The organism is Paenibacillus motobuensis, assembly GCF_039521865.1.
Lineage (GTDB): Bacteria > Bacillota > Bacilli > Paenibacillales > Paenibacillaceae > Fontibacillus > Fontibacillus motobuensis.
In genome coordinates this window covers 1-25,218 of record NZ_BAAACX010000005.1, presented here as the reverse complement: position 1 = coordinate 25,218, position 25,218 = coordinate 1, and the positions used below count along the sequence as shown (strand labels likewise).

Here is a 25,218-nt window from a genome sequence, read left to right as displayed (position 1 = left end):
TGAACTAATTCGATATAAACGAAAGAGCCGCTGTATATCGTTATTCTCCTAATCTTTTCTGATGAACACTCGAATTGATTTTGATTAATTCCGGTTTTTTCTCTAGAAGCTTACATATATCTTCCCAATAAAAAACACTTCCGTGGTACAATTCATCATATATTCTCGAGATTAATTGCCAATCTTCATCCGTATCCAATGTTAATCTGTATTTCGATTGATCCAATTTATTCGCATAAGCATAAACCTTAAATTGCTCCTGATGCTGATAAATATAAGGTGTAACATGCTCGAACTCATATTCTTTCGTCGCTTGTTCAAAGGTTTGTTCTAGTGAATTAAAGCTAAACACTTCTGTGTCTAGCCCCCGAGGAAATGTACCACTCAATCCACTACTAACATAATCATAGTCATGGTTCAGGAAACACTGTATAACTTTGTCGGATATGATAGGATCTAACAACGGACAATCCGAAGTAATGCGTACAACTGCATCAGCATTTGCTTGTTTGGCTGCCTCGTAATAACGGCTTAAAACATGATCCTTGCTGCCTCGATAAACAGTAACTCCATATCTCAAAGCCTCTTCACAAATCTTAACATCTTCTTCTTCAACAGTTGTCACGACTATGATTTGATCAATAGATAGTATAGCCTTACATCTAGTGATGACATGACCTAACACTGTTTGATCCCCAAGCATCTTCATTACCTTGCCAGGTAAACGCGTCGACCCCATGCGAGCTTGGATGATTGCTGTGATGTTATGATACTCTCTTTGTTTCATCTTGTTCTCCTGTTGGTTTTTAAATTAATTATTGAATCCCCATTTTAAATAAGAGCGAGCATAATCAAGCATATATTCTTCAAATGTATAGCTCAGTCCATCCGTTGAAATATGAAAAGGATACTTGTGAGACTGATCTATAAAACTCAGCCCCAGTTGCTTAATTACACTAGGATATATAGGAACAACAAGGTCATTAAGAGAATCTATGACCAATGAATTAATGTTAGTGTTATAGGAATCCAATAATCTCAATATTCTTATTGCAACTTCTCTTATAACCCAGTAAGTGGGATGATTTACAGTATAAAATAAATACTTATCCTTATAATTGTCTTTAAGATAATCTGAAATAGTAACATCCAAGCCTGATTCTCTTCGAGCCAATTCTTCTAAGGAACTCTCTGTATTTTTTTCTAGTTCCTCACTTGAATAATAATCATTGTTCCCTAGCATTCTAACTAAATTCTGTAGTTCACCTTCACTAAATTTAGAATCATAAATTGCCTCTATAATATTTCGATCACCATATGGAAATCGACCGTATGGAGATCTCTTAGAAATATGCTGTGGAAAATACCCTTGAAAGTAACTGTTAGGTATACTCAAGGTTTCACATTTTGGAGAGAGACACTTTAAAATATAATCAGTAGACATCTGCTCGCCTAAGTATGAAGGACTTACCTTTTGATATATAAATAAATCGATCTCTGACAATAACTTATCACTCCAATAATCTGGTGAAAAGTCATTAATAAAAGCCTTCTCATATACTACATAGGTTTGATTGAATAACTCAGAACTTCGTAGATATTGCGTAAGAAAAGGGAGTTGACAATTCCCATATAGCAAGACTTTTTTTCTATCATCTTTATAGAAATGCTCATCATTATTCACATAATCTCTCACATGCATAAAATGAACGTTTTTTTTAAATCCAAAACCCTCTAATTGCCGACTAATCGCAGGGTAATATGTGCTACAAATCAGAATAAGCAGGTCGTCTGGTTCTGAACATAATTCTTGTGGAGATTTAATAGGATATCCATTAAACTCCCCTCCCCACTTACTACTATCGTTATCAACACAGTACTTAATTTTGGCATGTCTTAGGCTGCCAAATTTACTGTTAGCATAGCTGCCTGTACCAAATATGACGATTTCTTTTTCCATAGACCCACCATCTTTATAATTACCGTATATTTCAATTAGTAGCTTTGCTTTTTTCTAATTCAAAGACCATTTCATTTATAGGAGAAGATCCAACCGGATAATAGGTTACGCCGGCATCTTTAATTTGCTTAACATTAAATACATTTCTTCCGTCAATGAGGATCGGTTCTTCCATTTGTTTTGCAAAAACTTTTAAATCAATTTGTTTGAAAATATCCCATTCTGTCAACAAGCAGACTGCATCAGAACTAGCAACAGCATCCCATTCATTCTCAGCCCAGAAAATGTTGGCATGGTCTACATAAGACCGGAAGTTCCCCATTGCTACAGGATCGTATAAACGAAGCATGCAACCGGATTTTAATAAATAATTTGTAATTTCAAATGCCGGAGATTCTCTAACATCATCCGTACCCGGCTTAAAAGCAAGTCCCCAAATGGCGATCGTCTTACCTTTTAATTCCCCGAGAGCATACTTTAATTTTCTAATCACGCCCATACGTTGCATCTGATTTACTTCAACAACTGACTTTAACAATTTAAAATCATAATCAGCATTACCTGCTAATTGTATAAGGGCCTTAGTATCTTTTGGAAAACAAGAGCCTCCATAGCCAATGCCAGCATTTAAAAAATCCTTCCCAATTCGCTTATCCAGTCCCATTCCTCTTGAGACCTCTCTAATATCTGCTCCTAATCTCTCACATATATTAGCTATTTCATTAATAAACGAAATTTTTGTTGCTAAAAATGCATTGGAAGCGTATTTAATCATCTCTGCACTACGTAATTCTGTAATTACAAACGGTGCATTTAATGGCTTATGGAGTTCAACTATTCTATCAATAGCATTCTGGCTTTCTCCCCCAATAATGATTCGATCAGGATTGAAAGTATCATTTACTGCTGAACCCTCTCTAAGGAATTCTGGAACAGAAACAATATCGAACTCAACCTCAGTAACTTCTTTCATTACTTGCTTTATTCTATTATTAGTTCCTACTGGTACCGTGCTTTTTATAGCTATTACTGTATAGTTCTCTATTAGGGCAGCTATTTCTCGCGCTGCAAATTCAATGTAACGCAGATCAGCTTCCCCATTTGGTAATGGTGGCGTACCTACCGCGATAATGACGATTTCTGAGTCCTTAATCCCTCGCTTCAAATCAGTTGTAAAATAAAGTCTTTCTTGCTGCACGTTTCGATCAACTAATTGCTGAAGCCCGGGTTCATATATAGGGATACCCCCATTCTCCAGGACTTTAATTTTATGAGCATCCTTATCGACACATACAACTTCATTGCCAAGCTCCGCATAACATACACCTGAAACAAGTCCTACATAGCCAGTACCAATAACAGTAATTTTCATGTCCTTCCGCCCTCTCATAAGTAACAACATAATGTACAAGGCTAATTCTTATTCATCTGACTAGTGCTAAACAAGTTTATAATGCTTACTATGTACAACTTGTTCGCGCAGTGGTCTTTCAGTAAGCTTTAATTTATTTATTTCCCCTCGTTCTAAATGTTCTAAATTCTTCACAGCATCTTGATACTCAGGTTGTATACTTAGCGCTTCGATAAGTAATCCCTTAGCCTGCTCGTAATTTGAATCTATCATAAAACCTATAACACTAAGGTTATTTAATACGGCTGCATTTGATGTATGTTCATACAATAGGCAAAAAACTCTCAAACTCTCTAGAAGCTCTCCGAGTTTGAAATAACTAATGGCTAAAGCAAAATAACCTTCTAAAGAAAATGGTTTCCCTTCCAGTAACTCTACCACTTTTCCCGGTTCTTCTCTCCAAGCATAAGCGGCAGCTACAGCAACACTGGCTTCAAATTCTCCATGTCTTTGAGCTAATTCAACATATAACTTTTGAAGATCAAGTCGACTAAGAATTGTTTTTACAGATTGATTGGATATATATCCATTACTAGAGATGTTATTCTCGTGAACTCGATAGCTCGTTAAAGATTGGTTTACTACTTTAAATTTATAACCCTTTAAACAAAGTCTCAAAAACAATTCAAAGTCCTCTGCATTGGGCAATGAAGTATCGAAGACTAGATCCTTTTGCCTTCTCAGCATAGATAAACCAATCCACAAATGATTCCGTTTTAATAAATGAAGAACAACATTGGCATTCGATAATTCACAAGGATAACCTTTATTTCTAGATAGTGATCTTCCATTACGGTCAATCATTCTGCAATCATTAAAAATCATGTCAACATCATTCTCAATGAATTCTCTATATAAGACTTCCATTCGATTTATATGTTGAATATCATCAGCATCTGCCAACATAAGTATATTAGAGCGACTATTTTGGATTGCTGTATTCCTAGCAGCAGCTGCCCCGAGGTTGACTTTATGCCTAATAAAAGTAATTTTATCAGGGTATTTCTCCGAAAATGATCGTATTATATCTGGAGTCGCATCATTACTACAATCATCCACTATAACAAATTCAAAATCCTGAAATGTTTGATTCAATACACTTTCAATAGCTGCCGTAATATACTCCTCACAGTTATATGCAGGCATAATAACAGATACCTTTGGCATTACCTCATCACCTGATTATTTCATGATAATAAAGTCACGATTCTTTACTAACCCTTTTTTCTGCAATTGTTCAGAAATTTCATATGAATAAATGGATGCAATTACTATGAAATCACCTTCAGTTATATCGTTTGGTCCTTTTATTTCCAAACCTTGAAGAGATTCTCCCCATTTTTGAGTATCATTATCCAGAAATAATACTGGCTCTATGTCATTCTTCTTCAATATATTTAATATATTCGTACCTAACGATCCTGCGCCAAAAATCAAACATCTTCTACTCCCTATAATGCTTTCAAAAGTATCCTGAATCCTTTGTGGATCATATGAAGGAACAAACAAATGGTTCATTCTATCTATTTGTTTCTTATTTCTCTCAAAAACTCGCTTTTGCAAATCACTTAGTGTAATCGATCGATCCAGATTTTCTTTTAAATATAGTTTATCTTCATTAAGAAACATTCCCTGCCACTCTTCAATATGCTTATTTACTGTTGGATGCTTCTCAAGCAAATATTTGAACGCTTCAATATGTTTTTGACGTTTACTGAAGAATTGTTGTTCATCTTTAACAAGGTCATGATAAATTACCGGTATTGGTGAATACATGTGTTTTCTTTTATCTGAGTCTTTTTCTAGCAGTCTCAATGCTAATTCTAATCCTCCGTGCCCGTAACGAATCTGGTCATCCCATCCGCCAACTTCAAAGAAATGACTTGCTAGGTAGGATGCATTCCCTTCCAAACTAACAAAAGCCGGGAATGATTTCTGTCCCCAATAATAAACATTTTGACGTTCATTAAGTGGATTATCCGTTTTACACAAATAGACCCCCCTAACAGAAACAACATCATAGTTATCAAATATCGCAAGATGGGAACTGACGAAATCAATATCTGGTATTCCATCATCCTCAAGGAACAATAAAATAGGGGCAGTAGCAAATACGGAACCTATATTTCGGGCTAAATATGCGCCTGTATTCTGATTCAAACGTATGTAAATATCAACGTAAGGTTTCAATTCTAAAAATTCATTGTCTTTACCGCCGTTATCAACAAAGATCAATTCGAAATTCTGTTCAGATCGTTGTTGCTGTAAAATTCGGAAGCTCTCAAGCGTGTCCCTATGTAGTCTCCATGAGATAACAATAATCGATATTCGAGGTTGAGCAGTACTCTCTTTAATATACTCAACGTGTTCAAAATACTTATCATATAAGGGCATTTTATAATCCCATTGTTTTTGATGTAATATATCTAAAAACATATCCCTCCGCCCTCCTTTAAATAACAATTAAGAAATCTTCGTTTTTCCTATACCCCATCTTCTCCAATTGTTCTGATATTTCAAAAAACCATGAAGAAGCTATTAAAATAAAATGCTCCTTTGTTAAACTAGATGGTTTTATAATAGGGATACCCGATTTTATATCTCCGCATTTGGATAAATCATTATCAATAAAATATTTAACATCAATTCCTTGTCTCAACAAGTTTTCATATACTCTTCCCCCATATTCTCCTGCTCCAAAAATGGAAATCCTTCGTTTTTCTTGAAATTTATTAATTATCTCTTTTATTTTTTGGGTTTCATGCAAAAAAGCTTTTCCGTTCATATATGATAATAAATTCGCTTCATTTCTTCTTTTAACCCTTTCCTTAAGATCGTCATATTCTTTCTGTAAGTTGGAATCACTCTTCCACAAATCAGTCTCTTTTAGCGTGGAAACATTTCCTTCAAGTTCAAGCCATAGCTCATCATATTTGTTCCATACCGAATATTTTCGAGATAGATAATCAAAGGATCGTTTTTGTTGAATCAATTTTTCTTTTAGACGCTCATGATTGGATGCATAATCATGATAGATAATGCTGATTGGGGAATATATCTGTTTCGAAATATCAGGAGAATACTCCCATATTTTGATGGATAGAGCTTTTCCTTCTCCCCCATATTTAATATCATCATCCCAACCACCAACTTCAAAAAACACTTTAGCATTATAAGAAGTATTTCCTTCTAGATTTGCGTAAAAAGGGAAAAAATGTTCTCCCCGAAAGTAATGTGTTTGTTTCTCGTTTAGTAGGTTATTGGTAAGTGGTAAGCAAACCCCTCTTACCGAATGGGCATTAAATTTTAAATGTGAACATAAATGTGAAGCAATTAGCTCTTCGTCTGGAATACCATCATCCTCCAAAAACAATATGACTGGAGAGCTTGAAAATGCTGCACCTATATTCCTTGAGATACTAACTCCTGTATTTTGATTTAATCTAATGTAATTATCTACAAATGAGTAAAAATCAGAAAATTCATTTATTTTACTTCCATTATCAACAAAAATAACTTCTATATTATAATTTTCTTTTTGTTGAAAAAGTTTCTTCAAAGTGATTATAGTATTTGGGTGTAATCTCCAAGAAATTATTATTACCGAAATTTGTGGATTAAAGACAGTGTTGATTATTTTGACATACTCAAAGAAACTTTTATAAGATTCAAATTTATATGTCCAACTCTTCTGCATAAGTACTTCTTTTAACTTCAGTTCCATTTGGATTCTCTCCTACTATGGATTAGCGTTTGCCTATTCCCGATATAAAATGTTCAAATTCTTCAAAACCATATGACTCAAGTTGAACTTTTATTTCATCGTAGTACATACTAGCAATTATTATGAAAATATTATCTTTTTCTTCTGATAATAGTGCAGAAGGAGGAAAAATTGTTATATCGTATATTTGTTTATTCCACATAGATGGATTATTATCCACAAAATATGTCAAATTATATTTTTTTACTTTATCAAATATCTTTACACAGGCGTTACCTGTGCCAAATATAACAATTTTTCTAGAATTCATTTTTATTTGCTCGGGAGGAACATAGTCATACCATTCACTCTTTTTTTGATATTTTACGTAATCATTTGCATTGGGATGATCACACAAATAGTGCCACGGTTTATTGTTTCCACCTGCAAAATGAACAATTGCTGGATTATTTACTGCTTCAGTAAATTCTTTTTCACTATAGTAAATAGAAGGGAAGTCTTTTAATATATACTTAGGTCTTTGATTCCATCTTTGCGGTATTGTTAAAATCGGATATGCACTTAGAACAACGTTAAAAGCATCTTGATCATGAAGACTAATATTATAGGAGTTTCCCTCCAAATATTTATAAGCCTTCTCGGATATATTATTTTCCCTCCATAGATCTAAATTTATTAACATCACACCAGAATTGAAATAACTAACATTTTTATCCAATTTTAGTTCTTCGTGCCTTGTAAATTCAGGTTCAAGAACTGCGGCTAAATTATGATCTGATACATCAACTTTCCATAATTCTTCAATATCATCAAGAATAATAAGATCACAATCCAAAAAAATCACCTTATTGCATTTAATTGGAACCAATTCAGGTATCGATAATTTGTAATAAGCCGCATGGCTCATATTATTTTTAAGTGCAAATGAAGAATATTTTTGTTTATTTACATTTAAAAATTCAATAGAATTATTATATTTCTTAACGGTTCTTGCCAATTTTTCTTTATTGAAATCTGAAATCCCACCATCTATGATATAAAAAAGTAAGTTTTTAGCTTTGGTATTTTCTAATAAAGATGTGAACATAACTCCTAAATGTTGAGCATATTTATCATCACAAACACTTATAATATTCATAGTACCTCCCATAAATATAACTTGTGATCTATGAATCTCCATTTAATGATTGCTTAGAGAGTTTAAGTGAGATTCCATAAGAATAGACTTCATTTCGATTGTTTTTGAAATCAAAATATTTTTTATATTTATCAGGAAGAAAAACTCCGCAATTGTTAGAGTCTACCCCATAGATATTCTTATGAAGTCTCTCAGGAAGAGCATCATAAATAGCATCCACTGTTGTAGATATTGCTTCATCATATTTCGATTTAAAATCATGCCAGACAACTATCGTATGCTCTGGATCGATTTTTCCGAAAATACGTTTTGTATCAGATTTTATACCTGAATAAGAATGATCAGCATCAATAAATACCAAATCTATGCAATCACTAATTCTACTATAATCAAAGCTTTTTGAATTTTCGCAAAAGTGTATAATATTCCCCCTATTTTTTGAAAAATATCTACTAAAATTATTTTTTCCCCAAAAATCAAGGAAACTTCCGGATAACTCCTCATCTGGTAATGATATACTGTAGCATTTTTTAGCAACTGCAGCAATTAAAGCTATACTTTCTCCAGACCATGTACCCACCTCTAAATAAGTTGAAAAATTGAATTTGATTACTAAACCTTTTAAGAAAAGATAATCCAAAATATTAGATCCACCTCTAAGTAATGTTACTTGTTCTAACTCTAATGGCGAAATGGTTTCTAAAAAAGCCCCTAAATTTAAAATTGGCATTTTTAATTTGTACTTTTCACTATTCTGAAGAGCTATATTAGTCAATTTGTAGTCAAAAAAACTGTAATGCCTTATTCCCATCTCACGCAGTTGGTGTGCAATTTCATTTTTGAAGCTGCTTGTGATAATAATCATTGGTCTTTCTTTTAATTCATTAATTTGATTAGGTGATATTACTTTTACACCATTGAATTGGCTACCCCATTTTTGGGGATCATTATCAACAAATGAAACCACATTAAACTGATCCTTTAATGCAGTATAAGCTACTTGCCCCAAACTTGAGGCTCCAAATAATATTATTGAATCTTTCATAATTAACTCCCTTTACTAAAAGATTATTATTACTCTATCTATTCTTTAAAATAAGATCAGTATGATACGTTTCATTACCATTTAATTTAGAGAAAAGGTATTCTTTATCTATTTTGTTCACAAACCCATTCTCGAAAATATAAACACTAAAATTTTCATATAAATAATCTAAGTAACCTATAATACTTGTTTTGTTTTCATTTAAAAACTTGTTATCAATTTCAATATAACCCTGAAAGGATGATACACGATTCAAAATATTTTTCATTCCAAGTAGAACCTCATACTCGAAACCTTCTACATCAACTTTAAATAGAATTTTTTTCCCTTCTAGATCTACCTGATTAAATAAATCATCAATTGCTACTGAAGGTATTTCAACTATTTCGCAATCATCCAAATTGGATTTTTTCATTTGACTCGAAGTTCCAGACGATTTTTTATCAATATAGAAACACTTACTAGTCTCTGTTTTTTCTGAAGCAATTGAGTTAATTATTTTAATTTGATGTTGGTTTGGATGAACAAGCCGCGAAGCCTCAATATACGGTATTAATTTTGGATTCGCCTCTATACCATATATTTGTGTTTTCTTTTGGTAAGTAGCCGAGAAGATGGCTTCTCCATAATTTACTCCAACATCAATTACAATATCGGGTAAATAATCCTTCACTGAATCATTCCAATAATTCTCCAATCTTTGTTGAGCAGATTGAGTTTTAGTTAATAATGAAAAAACCCTATAATCTGAGAGATTTACGATTACTTTATTATCTCCAAGTTTAATTAAAATTGGATATTCACTTTTCCATTCACGTTGTCTCCCAAAAAAATCTTCATTTTCTATGAAGCCTTCTGAGATTAACAGTTCACTAATTTCATTAAAATAAGAACTAGCAATGAATACTACGAAAGTTCCCTTTTCTTCATTTTTTAAATAACGCGGTGACACAACATTCTTTCCACAAAATTTTGTATCCCATTTCCGCTCGTCATTGTCTACAAAACTATCCACTTCTAGTTGGTATTTCGCTAATGAATTGAAAGCAGTCTCTCCTGCCTTTGAAGCTCCAAATATAATAATTTTTCTGTCATTTAAAAGCTTCATTGTATATCCCCCATTATTGTGTATATATCATAGGATAGAATTATAACTAAACCATTTTTTCATTTTACTTTTTGTTATTACTTGATTCTCGTCTGGATATGGCTTCTCAGAACAAGAGATAAAAGATAATGTATTCGGGGGATTAGCATTACCAAATTGAGGTAGTATTATAAACATGTCATCAGTTTCGCGCGCTACTCTTACTTCATCATCCGTTAATAATTCTTCAAACCGTTTCTCCCCAGGACGTAAACCGATTTCTTCAATGGATATATACTCAGTGATATCATAAGTTGATTTAATCTCCTCAATGACAACTTCCGCCAAATCTCCCATTCTTACTAAAGGCATCTTAAGAACAAACACTTCTCCACCAGCAGCTAATTTATTTGCTTTTAGTATCAACTCAATTGCCTGACCCGGCGTCATCATATAACGCAACATATTCGGATCTGTAAGTGTAATTTTACGTTGCTCCAAAATCTGTTTTTTAAATAAGGGAATTACAGATCCCCTAGATCCCATTACATTACCAAACCTAACAGAAGAAAAAATGGTAGACTTTGAACCTTTATGAAACTCCGCTGCTGATATTAGCCGTTCAGCAGTTAGTTTGGTCGCTCCATAAGTATTTGTCGGAGAAATTGCTTTATCGGTACTTGTAAACAAAACTTTCATTACCCTATTTTCAAGAGCTGCTTGAATCACATGTTGTGTCCCCATCACATTTGTTTGAACCGCTTCAAAAGGATTGTACTCACAAGCTGGGACGTGTTTCATAGCCGCACAATGGAATACATAATCGATCCCCTCCATCGCACGAATTAATCTCTGCTGATCTCGAACATCACCTATTAAAAACCGCAATTTAGATGAGTACCCACTGAGATCTTGAGCCATTTCAAACTGTTTGTACTCATCCCTGCTAAAGATGCGTATTACTTCAGGCTCTTCCTGTAGTAATCGTCTGGTTAAATTCTGGCCGATTGTTCCAGTGCCCCCAGTGATCAATATCTTCTTTCCTTTGTACATGCTACTCATTAGATGCACCTCCATTAACCCTCGGACTCGAACTGCTCTAGCCGTTCCATTGATTGAATTAATATGCTCCTTAATTCTGGGGTAAAATCTAACATTTCTTCTACCAGAACGCCCAAATGCTGAACAATGAGTTTTGCTTTATCAATCGTGTCCTTTGTCTCAACAATTGCCGGTACAAATTTCAAATAATCATTTATATAATGTGACAACCCAAAAGAATATAAAACTGTAAAAGCATCTTGTCTTGTAATCCATTGCCACAATTCATTTACTTCAACTAATTTTTGATTGATTTGTTTGGGATTTCGGATTTTACAATTATTTTCTAAACTTTGAATACCTCTTGTAATAATTCCTAATTTTTTATCTAAATCTTCTACTTGCTTAATTAGATATCTTATTTTGTTGAAAGTTATCGTATATTCATTTTCTTGATAAGAAAGCAATTGATTATTTACCAAATCTCTTATATCAAAATCACTTATTGAAAGTTGCTCTAGCTGTGGAAGTAATTCCTCTATAACAATCCACTCTGTCCCTTCAATCACGGCTCCACCTTTAGAAGTATTAATTACTTTAACTCCTTCTAGAGCCAATGTTTTAATATTCATTTCGATATTTTTACGTGTAATTACCATTATTTCTGTTGTTAAGTTCCGCCCACCGTCTACATTAGCTACCCACTCATCAGCTTTGTCTAGGACACGTTGAATAATAGCCTCGGTGTGGTGATTCACACCAGAACTATAAAACTGATTATTGGGATAAGAAAGATCTTGCCCCATCAGGATAATTTCGTCTGCTCCCAGAAAAGCAGCTACTTGAAGCGCAGTGCCAGTCACTGAAGCAGTTGGGTGGAAACAAGGCACATCTTGAGCATTAGGTAATACATATTCACTTACCGGATCATCTTCGAACCTTGCATAGACCATCTGATCTTTATAAATATCTAGAATCTTATAATGAATCTGAGTAACAAAGAGTATGGGGGAGCAATTTGTATCAATTTTCTCAAACGCACGGTAGTTGGCAATACCACCATCCATTGCAATTACTAGATCCGGGTTTATTCCGAAATGCTGTAATGCTTGTATGCTTGAACCTGCGGCAATAATGAAACATTTGCCTTTCAATTTGTTCAAATGATGGATGTCCTGCTCCAACGATGGGCCGGAACCAACGATTATCGCCTTCATACCTTTCCACTGATCCTTAAGAAACGCAAGGGAAGGGTACTTAATTGTGTACGGTAAGTTAAACAATATATTCTGTATCCATTGTGTATTGAATTTCTCATGAGTTTGTTGATTAGAAGACTCGTTAGCTACTGCGCCTTGAATTTGATTCTTTAATCGAATCAATGACTCGCTATACATTCGTTGATAGACTGGAGCAATAATAACTGATAACGTACCTAACATTCTGGTGGATATATAATGTGCCAGCTCAGCCATTACAAATTCGTGATCTCCAACGGCAACCATCTTTACTCGATCATCGCTGAAAATCGGACGAATATCACGTAACCTAACCATTTGATTAAATATTTGAATATCTGGTTCACAATAGATGATTTGCTTCACTTCCGTTTGCTGTAAGACTGATTCCATAAAGTATCCCAAACCAGCTCCAAACAACAACACGCTCTCATTTTTGTGGATATCTTCCTTAACGGTTGAGATCCACTTTTCAGCTTCGGATTGAGCATTATATTTGCTATGTAAAGACAGAAGTTTACCTTTGTGGTTAATCAGTATATTAGGCTCACCCGTTTTTGTTTCTACCATTTCATAGGTGTTATCTTCCGATAAATTATCAATGACCTTAATCAATTCAGGATACTTCTCTTTTAGAAATATAAGATTATCCTCAAATACACTCATGACAATTCACTCTTCTGCTTTCTATTTTGAAATTTCTGAAGTAAAGGTATCAATTCATATTGAATCAAATCGCCAACACTAACGAAATCCTCTTGTTGCACATTATCGTAGATTTGAGTAATGATCGCCTCAAGAGGTTCCATAACTTGGGAAAGGTATGGAGGTGCGATTCCATCTTCATTAAACAATGTCTGGTTAAACTCAAAAGCCTTCACGATCCACCCTAAACCCTCAATGAACTGAGCAAATAGATTCTGTTGTTGCTGCATCATTTCTCCGTACAACTGATCAGTAACATCCTGTGCTGCAGGAATAAATCGCTCCAAATAATCATCTATAGATTGTTCAGTATCTTGGATACTTTCTAATCTCGACAATGTCTGAATATTCACTTCTTGTATTTGACTTACATTCAAAAGTAAATACTGCTCATAATTGTCATATAAAATATTGCCATCGATCTCCACAAAATGGATCAATCGCTGCTGATTGAAAATGTCACTTGTTGCTTGTTTCCACCAGCGATCTAGCTCTTCTATAGTAGCAATGATTATTTGCTCCTGTTGTTGATCAACCTTCACCTTCATCACTGTTCACGTCCTTAATTAATATAATTAATATATCGGAATATTCCAGTGTTAATTGTATAGGTAAAATAAAGCAAAAAGGCTCCCTAAAGGGAGCCTTCAATAGCAACAGAATAATTATTATCCGAGCAATTTAAGAACGGATTGTGGAGCAGAGTTAGCTTGAGCCAACATAGCTGTACCTGCTTGAACCAAGATTTGGTTCTTAGTGAAAGCAGTCATTTCAGTAGCCATATCAGCGTCACGAATACGGGATTCGGAAGCGGACAGGTTCTCTACCATTACGCCCAAGTTGTTAACTGTGTGCTCCAAACGGTTTTGAACAGCACCGAATGTAGCGCGTTGTGTAGAAACTTGGCTGATTGCAGATTTAACCGCAGAAATTGCGGCATTTGCATTTGTTGCATCATCTCCAGTAACATCAAGTTTGGACAAACCGCCAGTAATCGATTTGCCAAGATCTGAAGGTGTTAAAGAAGCTAACTGGACAGAAATTGTAGTACTCGCATCCGATCCAATTTGGAATGTTACCTTATCACTGCTATTCAGCAAATTAATACCATTGAAATTTACTGTAGCAGCAATGTTACTGATCTCTCCAACCAGTTCATCAACTTCTAATTGGATCTTAGCGCGGTCAGTAGCATCATAAGTACCGTTCGCAGCTTGGTTAGCCAATGTGTTCAAACGTTGCAGCATGGAGTGAACTTCTGTGAGTGCACCTTCAGCTGTTTGAATCAAGGAAATACCATCTTGAGCGTTGCGTTGTGCTTGAGTCAAGCCGTTAATTTGGAAACGCATCTTTTCAGAGATTGCCAAACCAGCAGCGTCGTCAGCAGCGCGGTTGATACGGAAACCGGAAGACAATTTCTCCATTGTCTTACCCATTTGTGTGTTGTTGAAGTTCAGGTTGCGGTTAGCGTTCAACGCGCCAACGTTCGTGTTAATAAACATTCCCATTCTAATCATCCTCCATGATTGGTTTGTACTAGGCTACATCCTTGTGGCCTAATTATTATATCGGCAGAGAATGGTACAACTTTATACCTAAAATCCAAAAAAAATTATTTTTTTTCGTCGAAGTATAAAGAGTTATGTCCTCTGCGATCGAAACCATAATAAGCATTCATTAGCAGCTTCTGATCTTTAACATTCTTCAAATTGCCGCCGGCTTCATTGATTGAATCTTTCAATTCCTTTTCAGTCATGGATAGAATCAATGCTATCTGCTCCATTTTTTCCACTAGATTAGTATCAGAGTGATCGGGTACCCCATCTTCCTGATTAGCCTTCTCTATTTGAGCAATGAGAATATCCCATTCTGAAGATAGACGAGCATACTCTTCTTCATTTTGTTCTGACTCAGAATTCGTCAGCAAGGCATATTGTTCTCTAGCACAATCCAACAATTTACTATAAAGCTCATGATGTTTTGTTGTGTATGAAGAATTACCCAAGGCTAACTTCCTTTCCGATCTGCTCCCAAGCAGACTGTAATTCTTTCAATATAACAATGGCTTCAGCAATAAGGCTCTTGTCTTTATGCATATTGGCCTGTACAAGCCGGTCAATGATATACAGATAAATGTTTTTAAGATTCTGCGCTAACTCACCGCCATCTCGCTCGTTCAGAGAAGTCATTAATTCATAAACAATATCCTGCGTTTTCTGAATATACTTATTCGTATCTGCTACATTACCTTCCTCGATCGATTGTTCTGCCCGAGAAGCAAATTGTACAGCACCGTTGTATAACATCAATGTCAGACGATGGGGAGAAGCCGTCTCGTACTTGTTCTTCTGATAGCTTTGATAAGCAGACATATTCTGTAGAGCCATGAATCCTTCATCTCCCATTAAGAGTTAGATTTACTGCTTGCAATCATAGAATTGAGCTGCGTTGTCATCCAACTCTGTTGACTTTGTAATTTTGACAATGCCACTTCCATTGCCGTGAACTTCTTGTTTAAGGCATCTTCTTTTAATATTAATCTCTCATTCATACTTTCCATTTGATCTGTTATAAAGTCAATTTGACTTTGATAACCGTCCATTTTCATCTGAATGAGGCCGTTAACACTTGTCCAATCCTTCAGACGGTCCTTGGCAACGACGCCTAACCCATTATCTCCACGGAATAATTCTTCGACCGCTACTGGGTCCTCAGCGATCTTCTCTTTAAATAACTCCTTGTCAAAAGAGATTTTTCCTGTCATCAGCGCTGCTGAAGTTACACCTTTATCGATTTCCAAACCAATTTGGCTTAGCAACTTAAAACCATCGCTATTACCATTCGCTCCTACACTGCTTACAATCCCATATAACTCATTCTGTAGATCTCTAAGTAGCGAATCACCCTGCAAATTGGTTTTGAAATTTTTGTATTCGCCGTTGGCGTCTTTTTCATTAGTTATCTTCTTCGTATTCTCTTTTATAATATCAATAACTTCATTATAAGCTTTAACGAATGCGTCTATTTTGGAAGTTATCTTATCAACATCTTGCTTAACTTCTACACTTACTGTAGATTTCTCTGCAAGTAACTGAAAAGTCATACCAGGAACAGCAGCCTTGATCGTATTACTAGAGCTGGTTATCTTTACTCCATTAACAATTAATTCAGCATTCTGGGCGGGTTGACCAGCATTGTTATCAACCGAAAAAAGAGTAGAGTTTGACAAGTCTGTCGTTATTTCATGATCCTCGCCTGACTCTTTTGCAGTTAAAACCAAGCTTTTTTCCCCTGGCTTTGTTTGAATGACTGAGGCCTGTACGCCCGAATCAGACTTGTTAATAGCACTAGCAATCTCAACAAGCGCCTCGCTAGTAGTTTTCCCATCCAATTCTAGATCAGAAAATTTAATCTCTTTTCCATTTACTTTAATTACATTATCTTTGTATGTCTCAAAGTCAAAAGAAGCATCTTTGCCATCGCTTCCAAGAACAGATATCGAATTCATTGCAATTACATGAGGCTTAGCCAATTGCGATACTTCAATGGTGTAGTTCCCGCTAATCGCATTATCGCCTACGGTTACCGCCACCTTAGAAGGATCAGAGCTTGTACCGCCGTTCACCTTGAACGAATCCAAATCGGACAAATTCGTAGCTGCATCTCTCAAAGTTTTCAGCTTCAAATTGATATTGTTAAAGACTGATTTATTGTTATCAATATTTGTTTTCTTGACTTGAAGGTTGTTATACGGGATTTTCTCGATGCCCATCAGTTTAGTGATTAGCGTAGCCGTATCCAAACCCGAAGCCAAACCAGGTAAACTTACTCCCATCATTCTCACTGCCTTTCATTAAATTTTCTTATCCATGAACATTCCTATCATTTCTTTCATCTTTAGAGAAAGATCAATCAGAAACTCGGGCGGCAAGCTTGAGACGACTTCTTTCGTCTCCATATCGATAATTTCAACGTATAGTTGAGCTGCTTCATCATTGTATTTGAATTGCAACTGCTTGCCGGATGTAGCAATCGAATGATTCAGCTTTTTGACTTGTTCCTCGAGATCCTGTTTCTCCACATCCGTGAGTGCATTGTAATCCAATTTCTGAGTTTGCATTCCTGTTGTCAGGGAATTCGAGCCCATACTTTCTTTTAATTTGGACTCACTTAAGCTCTTTACCATTGAATCATTTCCACGAATTTGGCTAATACTCATTTCAACCCCACCTAAACTTAAAATATTTTACAATTTAAAGTTTTTAAGCAAGCTAAGAATCTGCTCTGGTTGAATGACACTCGATTGCTCCTTCGCTGCTATATTCTCTGCGGCTATTCCCGCATAAAGCTCCTGTCTTAAAATCTGAATGTCCTTTGGCGCCACAAACCCTAACTTAATTTGGTCTCCCTCAATTCCCAGAATCTGAACCTGGATTTGGTCTCCAATCATTACGGATTCGCCAATCTTCCGTTTTAGAACAAGCATGCGCTACTCTCCTTTCCGTTGAAGGAGATGACGTATCGGAAGATCTTGATCATGTATGATGAACTGACAAGCTTGTCTTGAGGACGGAGCCAGCAAAATTGGCGCCTTAAGATTCAAATAGAGCTGATCTTCTTGTATGTTAACGATCAATAATACCAATATTTCCTCTGGATTCTGTACTTGCAGTAGTTCAACAACTTCGTCGTTAATTTCAAAATGATAATCCTTTACTGTCTCATAAGCTGGTATGGTGATAAAGCTGACATCCTCATTAAGAGCATGCAGGAGATGAAATGGTGTGTCCTCAAGCGGAATCAATGCATACTCATGAATCGAAGAAACGCCGATAACTCCTAGTTCTAAATGATAAATCTGGTTGTCTGTAACCTCCAGGGCACCGTAAGACTTGCTCTCGATCAATCTAGTTCCAATATCATTCCCTTGATGACTCATTTCGGAAGGGCTCCTCTCGCTTCAATGTGAATCTCCGGAGGGTAAATGCGAAAATCTATATAAACTCCCTGCCTCGGAAGAGCCTCGACGGTGACTTCCTTCTGACCTTTTCGCATGTATCTCTCATGTGCAATATGCCCGAACACATTCTTCTCTCCAGAAGAAATATTAGCGATTCTATCGCCCTCCTGTGCCTTGGCAGCAATATTCTGTAATGTGATCATTTTCGACTCGCTAGTGATTTCCTTCATTAACGAACCGGGCCTCTTTAGCCCCAAATCATCGAACACGCTTGTCCAATCTGTTTCTAGCTCTGGTGATGTAAGGCGGACAGAAAGCTCCGCTGGCCTATACATTCCCCAATCGCTAGATAATATCGGTCCAATCTCCGGCATTTCTGTCCCTCCTCATAAATACGATGTAAATTAAGATTATCTTATGAAATCAATGAGTGAGGTTTGCATAATTCGTGCTCCTGTCGATAGAGCTGCTTGCAGAACATTCTCCTTCATTTTCAAATTCATGATTGCCTCTGGGAAATCTACGTCCGCTACATTGGATCTTTGTTCACTCAGGCTCACCTGATCGTTGGTAATCCGGTTCTGCATTAATTCAAAACGGTTCATTCGCGCCCCGATCTCCGACCAACTGATATTCAATCTATCAGCAGCCGCATCAATCTTCTCAACGCTCGCTGAGATGCCCGACACGTTATTGGTCTCCAGCGCATGAATCAGATCATCCAGCGCCTTGAACGTGTTATCAGTACCGGCTTGGCCGAATATGACTTCACCAGTAATACTTACTGGCACCTTCACGGCAGGACTGACATTCAGGTAAAACAAACCAGAATCTGTCTGTTCATTCGCCGCTCCATCTACCGTATAAGGGACCTGGTCTGTCTTCTGTCCGTTAAATAAGTACTTTCCGTTATACGTACTATTGCCGATAGTAACCATCTGCTCTTTAAGCTGCCGGATCTCGGATGCAACCGTCTTTCTCTGCTCTGCATCATAGGTTCCGTTACTAGCTTGAAGCGCAAGAGTTCGTACCCGTTTCAGTACATCCGAGCTTTGCTGCAGCAACGAGTCCATAGTAGAGAGAATCTCGTATCCCGTATTGGCATTGGACAGGAAGACATCACTTCTGGCCAAGTCCGTGTCGTAGCGCATTTGGTAGGTTACGCCGACGGGATTGTCGCTAGGCTTGTTGATTCTTTGTCCTGTCGCTAATTGCTGTTGACCTTGCGTCATCGAGGTATTAATATTCCTTAGGTTTTTCAGCAGTTGCAGATTTTGCATTGATCCTGTTACGCGCATCTTAGTATATCCCTCCTAATTACCGGCCTACTACGCCCATTTGGTTAATAACTCGGTCAAGCATTTCGTCTACGGCCGTCATATTGCGAGCAGCCGCGTTATAAGCTTGCTGGAAGCGAATCATATCCGCGAACTCCTCGTCGAGCGATACCCCGCTTACCGATTGTCTCTGAATTTGCAGATTATCAGCCAGGCTCTGCTGATTCTCGAAGTTTCGCTCTGTGTTACTAGCCCGAATACCCAAGTCTCCGACAAGGGCGCGGAAATAGTCATCCGTTGAGCCTTTGGATAATGAAGTCAATTCAGCAGGGAATGTGAACAAAGCGTCTCGTAAACTGGTTAGGGCATTAGCAATATCACTGTTACCACGAATCGCTACATTTACACCGTTCTTACTTTCAAATTTAGACGAAGCCGCTATTTTATTCGTATCCTTAAGAATCTCTGGATTCACCTTGATATCATCAATCGTAAAGCTGCCGCTATTGGATACGAAGAATGGAATACCTGAAGTAGTTGGTTCTGTCAGTGTATACCCGAGCTCATGCAGACCATTGAAGCCCTTAACCATAATCTCCATAGGTGAAGCAATTTGTGAGCCGGCCGGAATATTCTGCCCAGCCGTCACAACTGTACCATCCGACAAAGTAACATCATTCAGTGCAGTCATATTATTGGAAGTCACATAACCATTGCTTAAAGTGACTTTAACATCACCCGTTGCCAGTGTGCTGACCATGGCATTCAGCTGATCCCGGATCAACTGAGTCTCTTGCAGCGAGGCATTGTATCCGTTCAATTGTCCGGCTGTTGCAGTAGCCGCATTAGCTGCCGTAAGATACGCAGCCGGTTCGTCCCCTCCATCCAGCAACTGCACCCCTGCAGCTGTGATGCTAACGACGCCTACTTCGTTCTCGGTATACTGAACATCAACAATCGTAGATAGCTTATCGATCAACAAATCCCGCTGGTCCCGATAATCATTCGCATGATCGCCGAAGCTCTCATTGTCACGAATAAGCACATTCAGACGAGCGATGTTATCGATAATGTTGTTCGCCTCTTGTACTTTCTTATCAATACTTGAATTGATATCATTCGTCAGATTCGTCAGTGACTCACCGACATGCTGCAGCGTATCCACCAGGTTACTAGCCGCTCCAGCGACAGCAACACGGGCACTCAGCAAGGAAGGGTCACTGTTCAACGTCTCCCAAGAATTCCAGAAATCGTCCATGACTTTACTGAGTCCGCTGCCCGAAGGCTCGTTCAGAATATTCTGGATAGACACCATAGTCGAATTCAATACTTCCCAAGAACCCAGATATTGATTCTCACGACGGAACTGGGTATCCAAGAAACTGTCACGAATCCGTGTAATACTCCCGTACTCTACGCCAGTACCGATTTGTCCAGGCTGCTGGCTCTTGGTCATTCCCATCGCCCAGATCGGTCTGGCTTCTGTCTGGTTGACCCTCTGACGGCTATAGCCATCTGTACTCGCATTCGAAATGTTATGTCCTAGCGTCTGCATTGAAGTTGTATTTACGAACAATGCGCGCTTGCTTGTCTCTATTCCGTGAAAAGTGGAGGTCATGATCATTCTCCTTTAATTAAAGCTTGATTTGTTATGTTCTGATATCGAAATTGCTACGAGATGAAGTTTTCTTCTCCTGACTTTGCGGGGGTGCATAGGTACTCTCCTCATCGAACCCGCCAGACATCAAATTCAGAGAAAATTCGATAAATTGGAGTGATTGTCCAATCAACTCTTGGTTCAATTCATTGGCTCGTTTGAGCTTCTCAAGTTGTCCGCCGATCCGCTGCTGGCTGGAAGCAAGTTTCTGCTTCTCTTCAGGATCAAACACTAAGCGGAGAATATCCGTAATTGTAAGCTCCAGCCTTGATTTGATCCCCTTGGACTGCAAAAACTGCTGTGCAGAGGATTGAATCTGTTCTTCTCTGGACTGAATTCCTTTGACTAATTTTGATTCTCTCGACAAGACCTGGACCAAATCATCGTAATTATTCGCAATAATGGCCGCTTTCTTCTGCTGCATGATATCGAGCAAAACATCGTACTGCTCACTTAGATCATCCAACGAACCAATCAACACTTCAATCTCTGACATAGCTGCCCCCTAGTTCTCGGTGTAAGACTTAAAGTATGGAAGTAGCTTCTCAGCAAGCTTGCCGGCGTCGACGTGGTAAGTTCCTGTGGAGACCTGCTCCTTCAGTTCCTCGATCCGCTTCATACGTTCCGGCGACTGAGCGCTCTCCTGGGCTTTCAATAACTCCATACCTTCTGTGGAGATGGATAATTCGTCTTTACGCCGCGATTTATGATCTAATCCTTTACGCCCGGCTTCGTACTGACGTTGATAGTTATTTATGGCGCCTACCCGTCCGGTATCATTGATTTTCATGGGCTTCACCTTTCTTTCCAAATAAAAAAACCGATAATCTTTAATAAGTTTATCGGCGTAAGTTCGTACTTATTTTATAGCGAACCATTGGTTTATAAAGAATATTATGCCATAATATCAGGGTTTTCAGCGTTCTGGCGCCCGAAATTTGTCGACGACCCCATATGCGCCTCCATTACGACGATCCTCCTGATTAGCGGCCTTGGCCTCTTCTTCTCTGGTCGCCGCGCTTATGTCACGGGCCAGACGGTTCCGGCAGCTATCACACATATTGCCTTCATAGATCAAGACTCCGCACACTTCACACGGATACATCATATTCGGGTTATTCGCAATCGAGATGCGACCCTCTTTAATGAATTTCGTAATTTGCCTGGTTGTGACACCTGTAGCCTCAGATAACTCAATCATCGTGGCTGACTTATGTTCACGCAAATATTCGAGACATTTCTCGTATTCCGCCTCAATATCTTTCATGCAAGAAGGACAGAGGTCTCTGAAATTTTTGGCAAACAACCTTCCACAACGCGGACAATTCCCAAGATTCATATCCATCTCTTTCTCTTCCCTTCAGAAATCATCATCTGATGTTAGATTACATGATCAGACAAGTTTCGTCCATCCCTTTCTCTCACTCCTCTTCCAGAAAATAAACACTTCGCCCTTTCTAGCCAACTTTCTATGAACGTGCCCAGGTCAAGCAATAAATCTCAGCGAGATGCCCCAGATCTCGGAAAATATTGTGCAGTACCGAAGCGCAAGTATCCAGGGTACTTCCTGTGGTATACACATCATCAATTAGCAGTAGACGGACGGGACGCTGGGCTAAATGCTTGGATAGCAGATATTCCTCTAACTTACCTACGGAATCGGGCAACGGTTCAAACACTCCATTCAAATCCATGAGCCTTTGCCTTCTGTTTCTGGAGCTCTGCTTCTCAGTATGCCGGGAACGCCTAAGCATATCTAATACCGGAGCTCTAGCTCCCCTTGCCGCTCCATGAGCTAGAGTTCTAGATTGATTGAAGCCCCGCTCCAGCATACGTTCCTCACTCACGGGAACAAATGTGACTATATCGAAAGGATGCTTCGGAGCTGCAGATTTCACTCTTAACTCCTCGACCATGGCCCTCATCGCATAATTCATCATCTGAGCCAGCAGCGGCCCCAGCGATTCATTTCCCCTGAACTTATATTGCGCCAGCCATTCGCGCATCGCTGCATTATATTGAACCGCACTCCGGTTCATTAGAAAGTTCCTCGCCCCCTGACCAGCTCTGCTGCAATCTGGGCATCCGACCGCTCTTCCACAGACAGGGCAACGGGGTGCAGTAATCCAGTGAATCAGCTTATAGCATGCAGTACAAATTTGTGAAAAGCCTTTGACCCCACAGCCTCCAGCACGAATCATTTTCCCACAGGTCAGACAGCTTCCAACGGAGGGAGCCAACCATTGATGCACCGGAGTGATTAAAATGTCCTTCCAAGACATATCTTCACCTCATTTTGCGAAAACAAATGATATTTCTTATGTACATATAAACATGTGAGGCACCCACCTACATTTTCAGAAGGCTGGCTGTCTTGTCTTTCGAGATAACTGTAAATCATACAACTAAATTCGGCCCTTCTCCACGTAAGGGGAAAATAGTTGGAAAAGGTGCATTTAAATCTGCTATAACCCCTATGTTCGCTCAAATGCAGGAAATCTAGCTGTATAGAATCCAACTATTCTTCTGCCGCCCTCTCTTATTCGAAATATAAGTGTACTTAATACAACTATTCATAGATTTTGGTTCTCTTCCGTCAATAAACGGCTTGGTGGTCAATTTGATATCTCCTCCATCAGACGGAGTAGAATGATCAAGTGCTGTAACACGGTCAATGGTGCGTTAGGATCCAGCAGCTGAAGCTATGTGAATCGCTGCTATGAATGTAGGAAACCTTTTTTGTGGGCTATGGTATTCATAGAACGGATTTGGCGCACCGCTCCACGCTGCGACCGGGTCCATTCTGGTGAGGCGAACCAGACCTTTCCTGCCGGATCATCCTTCGATCTGCCAGCCCGACCTGCCATCTGGACGAGCGAGGCTTCATCGAACAGATCGCTGTCCGCATCCAAAATAAAGACATCACTCTTCGGTACAGTAACCCCCCGTTCCAAAATCGTAGTAGTGACTAACATACGTGTCTTAGCCGCCCGGAAATCAAGCACCTTCTCTGCACGCATTTCATCCTGCGATGAAGTGCCTTCAATCGGTATGCCCGAGAAGCGTCTCCTGAGTAGTCCGGTTAAAGAATCGATATGCCGAATGCGGGACACGAATATAAAGATCTGCGCCCCTCGTTGAATCGATTGTTCTAAAGAAGCCGCTAGAGAAGAGGGAAGAGAACGGCGCCGAAGACAACCCTCCACCGATTCAATTCGGATCCGGCGCGGCACGGGCAGTGGATGACCATGGAACCGTGCTGGAACTTTGGCATGTGCCAATCTGCCTTGACGAACTTCCCGTTGCATTTGTGAAGGCGGAGTGGCCGACAAGAAGATGAATCGTCCTGTGTCTTTGCAGGATTCTTTGGCGGCAAAGGCCAGCATCGGATCATTGTGATAAGGGAATGCATCCAACTCATCGATGATGACGAGATCAAATGCATGATAGAAGCGCATGAGCTGATGCGTTGTAGCCAGTATGAGTCTGGCTTCTTCCCAGCGCTGCGTGCTTCCGCCGTAGAGAACGGCGATCTTCTCCTCTGGAAAGGCTTTGCTAATCCGCGGCGCCAATTCCAATACGACATCCCGTCGCGGTGTAGCTACAAGCACTTTGCCGCCAGTGCTCAGTGTGTAGTTAATGAGCGGGAATATCATCTCGGTCTTGCCCGCTCCGGTCACGGCCCAGAGCAGGAAGCGAGGAAGGGAGCGTTCCCTGCTCTGTAACAGGCCGCCTGGACGCTGTGCATAGCGAGGGGCCGGTTCGGCTGGCGCGCCCTGCGGCTGCGCCAGGAACTGCAGCGCAGCTGATGCCGCATCTCGCTGCGCGGGGCTCAGCCCCCACCGGTCTAGCAGGGACCTGGTAGGGGGCCCTCCCGTGCCGCCCGCCGGAGGCGGCACGGCTTCAGCGCTGCCGCGCAGCAGCAGCGCACAAGATCGGCTGCGCCCCAAGGCGAGGCAGGCCTCGCAATAGGCG

General features: G+C 38.9%; 27 protein-coding genes. All 27 read right to left on the bottom strand.

What is annotated here, in order from left to right:
- Positions 1-40: 40 nt before the first annotated feature.
- Positions 41-787, bottom strand: a complete 747-nt coding sequence (locus ABD014_RS03335; RefSeq protein WP_343857433.1) for a cytidylyltransferase domain-containing protein — start codon at positions 785-787, stop codon at positions 41-43.
- A gap of 24 nt (positions 788-811) precedes the next feature.
- The gene (locus ABD014_RS03330; protein ID WP_343857431.1) at positions 812-1,960 is read right to left on the bottom strand and encodes a WcbI family polysaccharide biosynthesis putative acetyltransferase; all 1,149 of its coding nucleotides are present in this window, start codon (positions 1,958-1,960) and stop codon (positions 812-814) included.
- A 31-nt stretch (positions 1,961-1,991) separates the two neighbouring features.
- The gene (locus ABD014_RS03325) at positions 1,992-3,332 is read right to left on the bottom strand and encodes a UDP-glucose dehydrogenase family protein (protein ID WP_343857429.1); all 1,341 of its coding nucleotides are present in this window, start codon (positions 3,330-3,332) and stop codon (positions 1,992-1,994) included.
- A gap of 66 nt (positions 3,333-3,398) precedes the next feature.
- Entirely contained in the window at positions 3,399-4,538 is a 1,140-nt protein-coding gene (locus ABD014_RS03320; RefSeq protein ID WP_343857427.1) for a glycosyltransferase, read from the bottom strand.
- 15 nt (positions 4,539-4,553) lie between these two features.
- Complete coding sequence (locus tag ABD014_RS03315; protein WP_343857425.1) at positions 4,554-5,807, bottom strand: glycosyltransferase; 1,254 nt, start codon at positions 5,805-5,807, stop codon at positions 4,554-4,556.
- A 16-nt stretch (positions 5,808-5,823) separates the two neighbouring features.
- Positions 5,824-7,095: a glycosyltransferase gene (locus ABD014_RS03310; protein WP_343857423.1), complete on the bottom strand. Its 1,272-nt coding sequence runs from the start codon at positions 7,093-7,095 to the stop codon at positions 5,824-5,826.
- Between the two features lie 22 nt (positions 7,096-7,117).
- A complete protein-coding gene (locus ABD014_RS03305) occupies positions 7,118-8,233 on the bottom strand; it encodes a glycosyltransferase (protein ID WP_343857421.1) in 1,116 nt (371 codons plus the stop codon).
- A gap of 28 nt (positions 8,234-8,261) precedes the next feature.
- Entirely contained in the window at positions 8,262-9,278 is a 1,017-nt protein-coding gene (locus tag ABD014_RS03300; RefSeq protein WP_343857417.1) for a class I SAM-dependent methyltransferase, read from the bottom strand.
- A 34-nt stretch (positions 9,279-9,312) separates the two neighbouring features.
- Positions 9,313-10,386 (bottom strand): FkbM family methyltransferase, encoded by a 1,074-nt coding sequence (locus tag ABD014_RS03295; RefSeq protein ID WP_343857415.1) that lies wholly within the window; start codon positions 10,384-10,386, stop codon positions 9,313-9,315.
- Positions 10,387-10,413: 27 nt separating this feature from the next.
- The gene (locus ABD014_RS03290; RefSeq protein WP_343857412.1) at positions 10,414-11,427 is read right to left on the bottom strand and encodes a UDP-N-acetylglucosamine 4,6-dehydratase family protein; all 1,014 of its coding nucleotides are present in this window, start codon (positions 11,425-11,427) and stop codon (positions 10,414-10,416) included.
- 14 nt (positions 11,428-11,441) lie between these two features.
- Entirely contained in the window at positions 11,442-13,310 is a 1,869-nt protein-coding gene (locus ABD014_RS03285; protein ID WP_343857410.1) for a motility associated factor glycosyltransferase family protein, read from the bottom strand.
- Positions 13,307-13,897, bottom strand: a complete 591-nt coding sequence (locus ABD014_RS03280) for a hypothetical protein (RefSeq protein ID WP_343857408.1) — start codon at positions 13,895-13,897, stop codon at positions 13,307-13,309. Before ABD014_RS03280 ends, ABD014_RS03285 begins: the two co-directional genes overlap by 4 nt.
- A 120-nt stretch (positions 13,898-14,017) precedes the next feature.
- Complete coding sequence (locus ABD014_RS03275) at positions 14,018-14,857, bottom strand: flagellin N-terminal helical domain-containing protein (RefSeq protein WP_343857405.1); 840 nt, start codon at positions 14,855-14,857, stop codon at positions 14,018-14,020.
- A gap of 104 nt (positions 14,858-14,961) precedes the next feature.
- Positions 14,962-15,354, bottom strand: coding sequence for a hypothetical protein (locus ABD014_RS03270; protein ID WP_343857403.1), 393 nt, complete (start codon positions 15,352-15,354; stop codon positions 14,962-14,964).
- Entirely contained in the window at positions 15,347-15,736 is a 390-nt protein-coding gene (gene fliS / locus ABD014_RS03265) for a flagellar export chaperone FliS (RefSeq protein WP_343857400.1), read from the bottom strand. Before fliS ends, ABD014_RS03270 begins: the two co-directional genes overlap by 8 nt.
- 17 nt (positions 15,737-15,753) lie before the next feature.
- Positions 15,754-17,187: a flagellar filament capping protein FliD gene (gene fliD / locus ABD014_RS03260; protein ID WP_343857398.1), complete on the bottom strand. Its 1,434-nt coding sequence runs from the start codon at positions 17,185-17,187 to the stop codon at positions 15,754-15,756.
- 15 nt (positions 17,188-17,202) lie between these two features.
- Positions 17,203-17,568 carry a flagellar protein FlaG gene (locus tag ABD014_RS03255; protein ID WP_343857396.1) on the bottom strand — a complete coding sequence of 122 codons (366 nt, stop codon included), beginning with the start codon at positions 17,566-17,568 and terminating at the stop codon, positions 17,203-17,205.
- 27 nt (positions 17,569-17,595) lie between these two features.
- The gene (gene csrA, locus ABD014_RS03250) at positions 17,596-17,835 is read right to left on the bottom strand and encodes a carbon storage regulator CsrA (protein ID WP_127003275.1); all 240 of its coding nucleotides are present in this window, start codon (positions 17,833-17,835) and stop codon (positions 17,596-17,598) included.
- Between the two features lie 3 nt (positions 17,836-17,838).
- The gene (gene fliW, locus ABD014_RS03245; RefSeq protein ID WP_343857390.1) at positions 17,839-18,288 is read right to left on the bottom strand and encodes a flagellar assembly protein FliW; all 450 of its coding nucleotides are present in this window, start codon (positions 18,286-18,288) and stop codon (positions 17,839-17,841) included.
- Positions 18,285-18,683, bottom strand: a complete 399-nt coding sequence (locus ABD014_RS03240; RefSeq protein WP_343857388.1) for a DUF6470 family protein — start codon at positions 18,681-18,683, stop codon at positions 18,285-18,287. Before ABD014_RS03240 ends, fliW begins: the two co-directional genes overlap by 4 nt.
- A gap of 36 nt (positions 18,684-18,719) precedes the next feature.
- Positions 18,720-19,607, bottom strand: coding sequence for a flagellar hook-associated protein FlgL (flgL, locus tag ABD014_RS03235; RefSeq protein WP_343857385.1), 888 nt, complete (start codon positions 19,605-19,607; stop codon positions 18,720-18,722).
- A gap of 19 nt (positions 19,608-19,626) precedes the next feature.
- Entirely contained in the window at positions 19,627-21,204 is a 1,578-nt protein-coding gene (flgK, locus tag ABD014_RS03230) for a flagellar hook-associated protein FlgK (RefSeq protein WP_343857382.1), read from the bottom strand.
- A 31-nt stretch (positions 21,205-21,235) separates the two neighbouring features.
- A complete protein-coding gene (locus ABD014_RS03225; protein WP_343857380.1) occupies positions 21,236-21,739 on the bottom strand; it encodes a flagellar protein FlgN in 504 nt (167 codons plus the stop codon).
- Between the two features lie 9 nt (positions 21,740-21,748).
- A complete protein-coding gene (gene flgM, locus ABD014_RS03220; protein ID WP_343857378.1) occupies positions 21,749-22,033 on the bottom strand; it encodes a flagellar biosynthesis anti-sigma factor FlgM in 285 nt (94 codons plus the stop codon).
- Between the two features lie 126 nt (positions 22,034-22,159).
- Positions 22,160-22,582, bottom strand: coding sequence for a TIGR03826 family flagellar region protein (locus tag ABD014_RS03215; protein WP_343857665.1), 423 nt, complete (start codon positions 22,580-22,582; stop codon positions 22,160-22,162).
- A gap of 130 nt (positions 22,583-22,712) precedes the next feature.
- Positions 22,713-23,525: a ComFC family protein gene (locus ABD014_RS03210; RefSeq protein WP_343857374.1), complete on the bottom strand. Its 813-nt coding sequence runs from the start codon at positions 23,523-23,525 to the stop codon at positions 22,713-22,715.
- 435 nt (positions 23,526-23,960) lie between these two features.
- The coding region (locus ABD014_RS03205) for an ATP-dependent helicase ComFA (protein ID WP_343857372.1) at positions 23,961-25,218 on the bottom strand (1,258 nt) is incomplete at its 5' end.

What these genes read in the sequence shown, in the direction of transcription:
- ABD014_RS03335 (WP_343857433.1), bottom strand. Translation starts at nt 787, where the DNA reads ATGAAACAAAGAGAGTATCATAACATCACAGCAATCATCCAAGCTCGC.
- ABD014_RS03330 (WP_343857431.1), bottom strand. Translation starts at nt 1,960, where the DNA reads ATGGAAAAAGAAATCGTCATATTTGGTACAGGCAGCTATGCTAACAGT.
- ABD014_RS03325 (WP_343857429.1), bottom strand. Translation starts at nt 3,332, where the DNA reads ATGAAAATTACTGTTATTGGTACTGGCTATGTAGGACTTGTTTCAGGT.
- ABD014_RS03320 (WP_343857427.1), bottom strand. Translation starts at nt 4,538, where the DNA reads ATGCCAAAGGTATCTGTTATTATGCCTGCATATAACTGTGAGGAGTAT.
- ABD014_RS03315 (WP_343857425.1), bottom strand. Translation starts at nt 5,807, where the DNA reads ATGTTTTTAGATATATTACATCAAAAACAATGGGATTATAAAATGCCC.
- ABD014_RS03310 (WP_343857423.1), bottom strand. Translation starts at nt 7,095, where the DNA reads ATGGAACTGAAGTTAAAAGAAGTACTTATGCAGAAGAGTTGGACATAT.
- ABD014_RS03305 (WP_343857421.1), bottom strand. Translation starts at nt 8,233, where the DNA reads ATGAATATTATAAGTGTTTGTGATGATAAATATGCTCAACATTTAGGA.
- ABD014_RS03300 (WP_343857417.1), bottom strand. Translation starts at nt 9,278, where the DNA reads ATGAAAGATTCAATAATATTATTTGGAGCCTCAAGTTTGGGGCAAGTA.
- ABD014_RS03295 (WP_343857415.1), bottom strand. Translation starts at nt 10,386, where the DNA reads ATGAAGCTTTTAAATGACAGAAAAATTATTATATTTGGAGCTTCAAAG.
- ABD014_RS03290 (WP_343857412.1), bottom strand. Translation starts at nt 11,427, where the DNA reads ATGAGTAGCATGTACAAAGGAAAGAAGATATTGATCACTGGGGGCACT.
- ABD014_RS03285 (WP_343857410.1), bottom strand. Translation starts at nt 13,310, where the DNA reads ATGAGTGTATTTGAGGATAATCTTATATTTCTAAAAGAGAAGTATCCT.
- ABD014_RS03280 (WP_343857408.1), bottom strand. Translation starts at nt 13,897, where the DNA reads ATGAAGGTGAAGGTTGATCAACAACAGGAGCAAATAATCATTGCTACT.
- ABD014_RS03275 (WP_343857405.1), bottom strand. Translation starts at nt 14,857, where the DNA reads ATGGGAATGTTTATTAACACGAACGTTGGCGCGTTGAACGCTAACCGC.
- fliS (WP_343857400.1), bottom strand. Translation starts at nt 15,736, where the DNA reads ATGGCTCTACAGAATATGTCTGCTTATCAAAGCTATCAGAAGAACAAG.
- fliD (WP_343857398.1), bottom strand. Translation starts at nt 17,187, where the DNA reads ATGATGGGAGTAAGTTTACCTGGTTTGGCTTCGGGTTTGGATACGGCT.
- ABD014_RS03255 (WP_343857396.1), bottom strand. Translation starts at nt 17,568, where the DNA reads ATGAGTATTAGCCAAATTCGTGGAAATGATTCAATGGTAAAGAGCTTA.
- csrA (WP_127003275.1), bottom strand. Translation starts at nt 17,835, where the DNA reads ATGCTTGTTCTAAAACGGAAGATTGGCGAATCCGTAATGATTGGAGAC.
- fliW (WP_343857390.1), bottom strand. Translation starts at nt 18,288, where the DNA reads ATGAGTCATCAAGGGAATGATATTGGAACTAGATTGATCGAGAGCAAG.
- ABD014_RS03240 (WP_343857388.1), bottom strand. Translation starts at nt 18,683, where the DNA reads ATGCCGGAGATTGGACCGATATTATCTAGCGATTGGGGAATGTATAGG.
- flgL (WP_343857385.1), bottom strand. Translation starts at nt 19,607, where the DNA reads ATGCGCGTAACAGGATCAATGCAAAATCTGCAACTGCTGAAAAACCTA.
- flgK (WP_343857382.1), bottom strand. Translation starts at nt 21,204, where the DNA reads ATGACCTCCACTTTTCACGGAATAGAGACAAGCAAGCGCGCATTGTTC.
- ABD014_RS03225 (WP_343857380.1), bottom strand. Translation starts at nt 21,739, where the DNA reads ATGTCAGAGATTGAAGTGTTGATTGGTTCGTTGGATGATCTAAGTGAG.
- flgM (WP_343857378.1), bottom strand. Translation starts at nt 22,033, where the DNA reads ATGAAAATCAATGATACCGGACGGGTAGGCGCCATAAATAACTATCAA.
- ABD014_RS03215 (WP_343857665.1), bottom strand. Translation starts at nt 22,582, where the DNA reads ATGAATCTTGGGAATTGTCCGCGTTGTGGAAGGTTGTTTGCCAAAAAT.
- ABD014_RS03210 (WP_343857374.1), bottom strand. Translation starts at nt 23,525, where the DNA reads ATGTCTTGGAAGGACATTTTAATCACTCCGGTGCATCAATGGTTGGCT.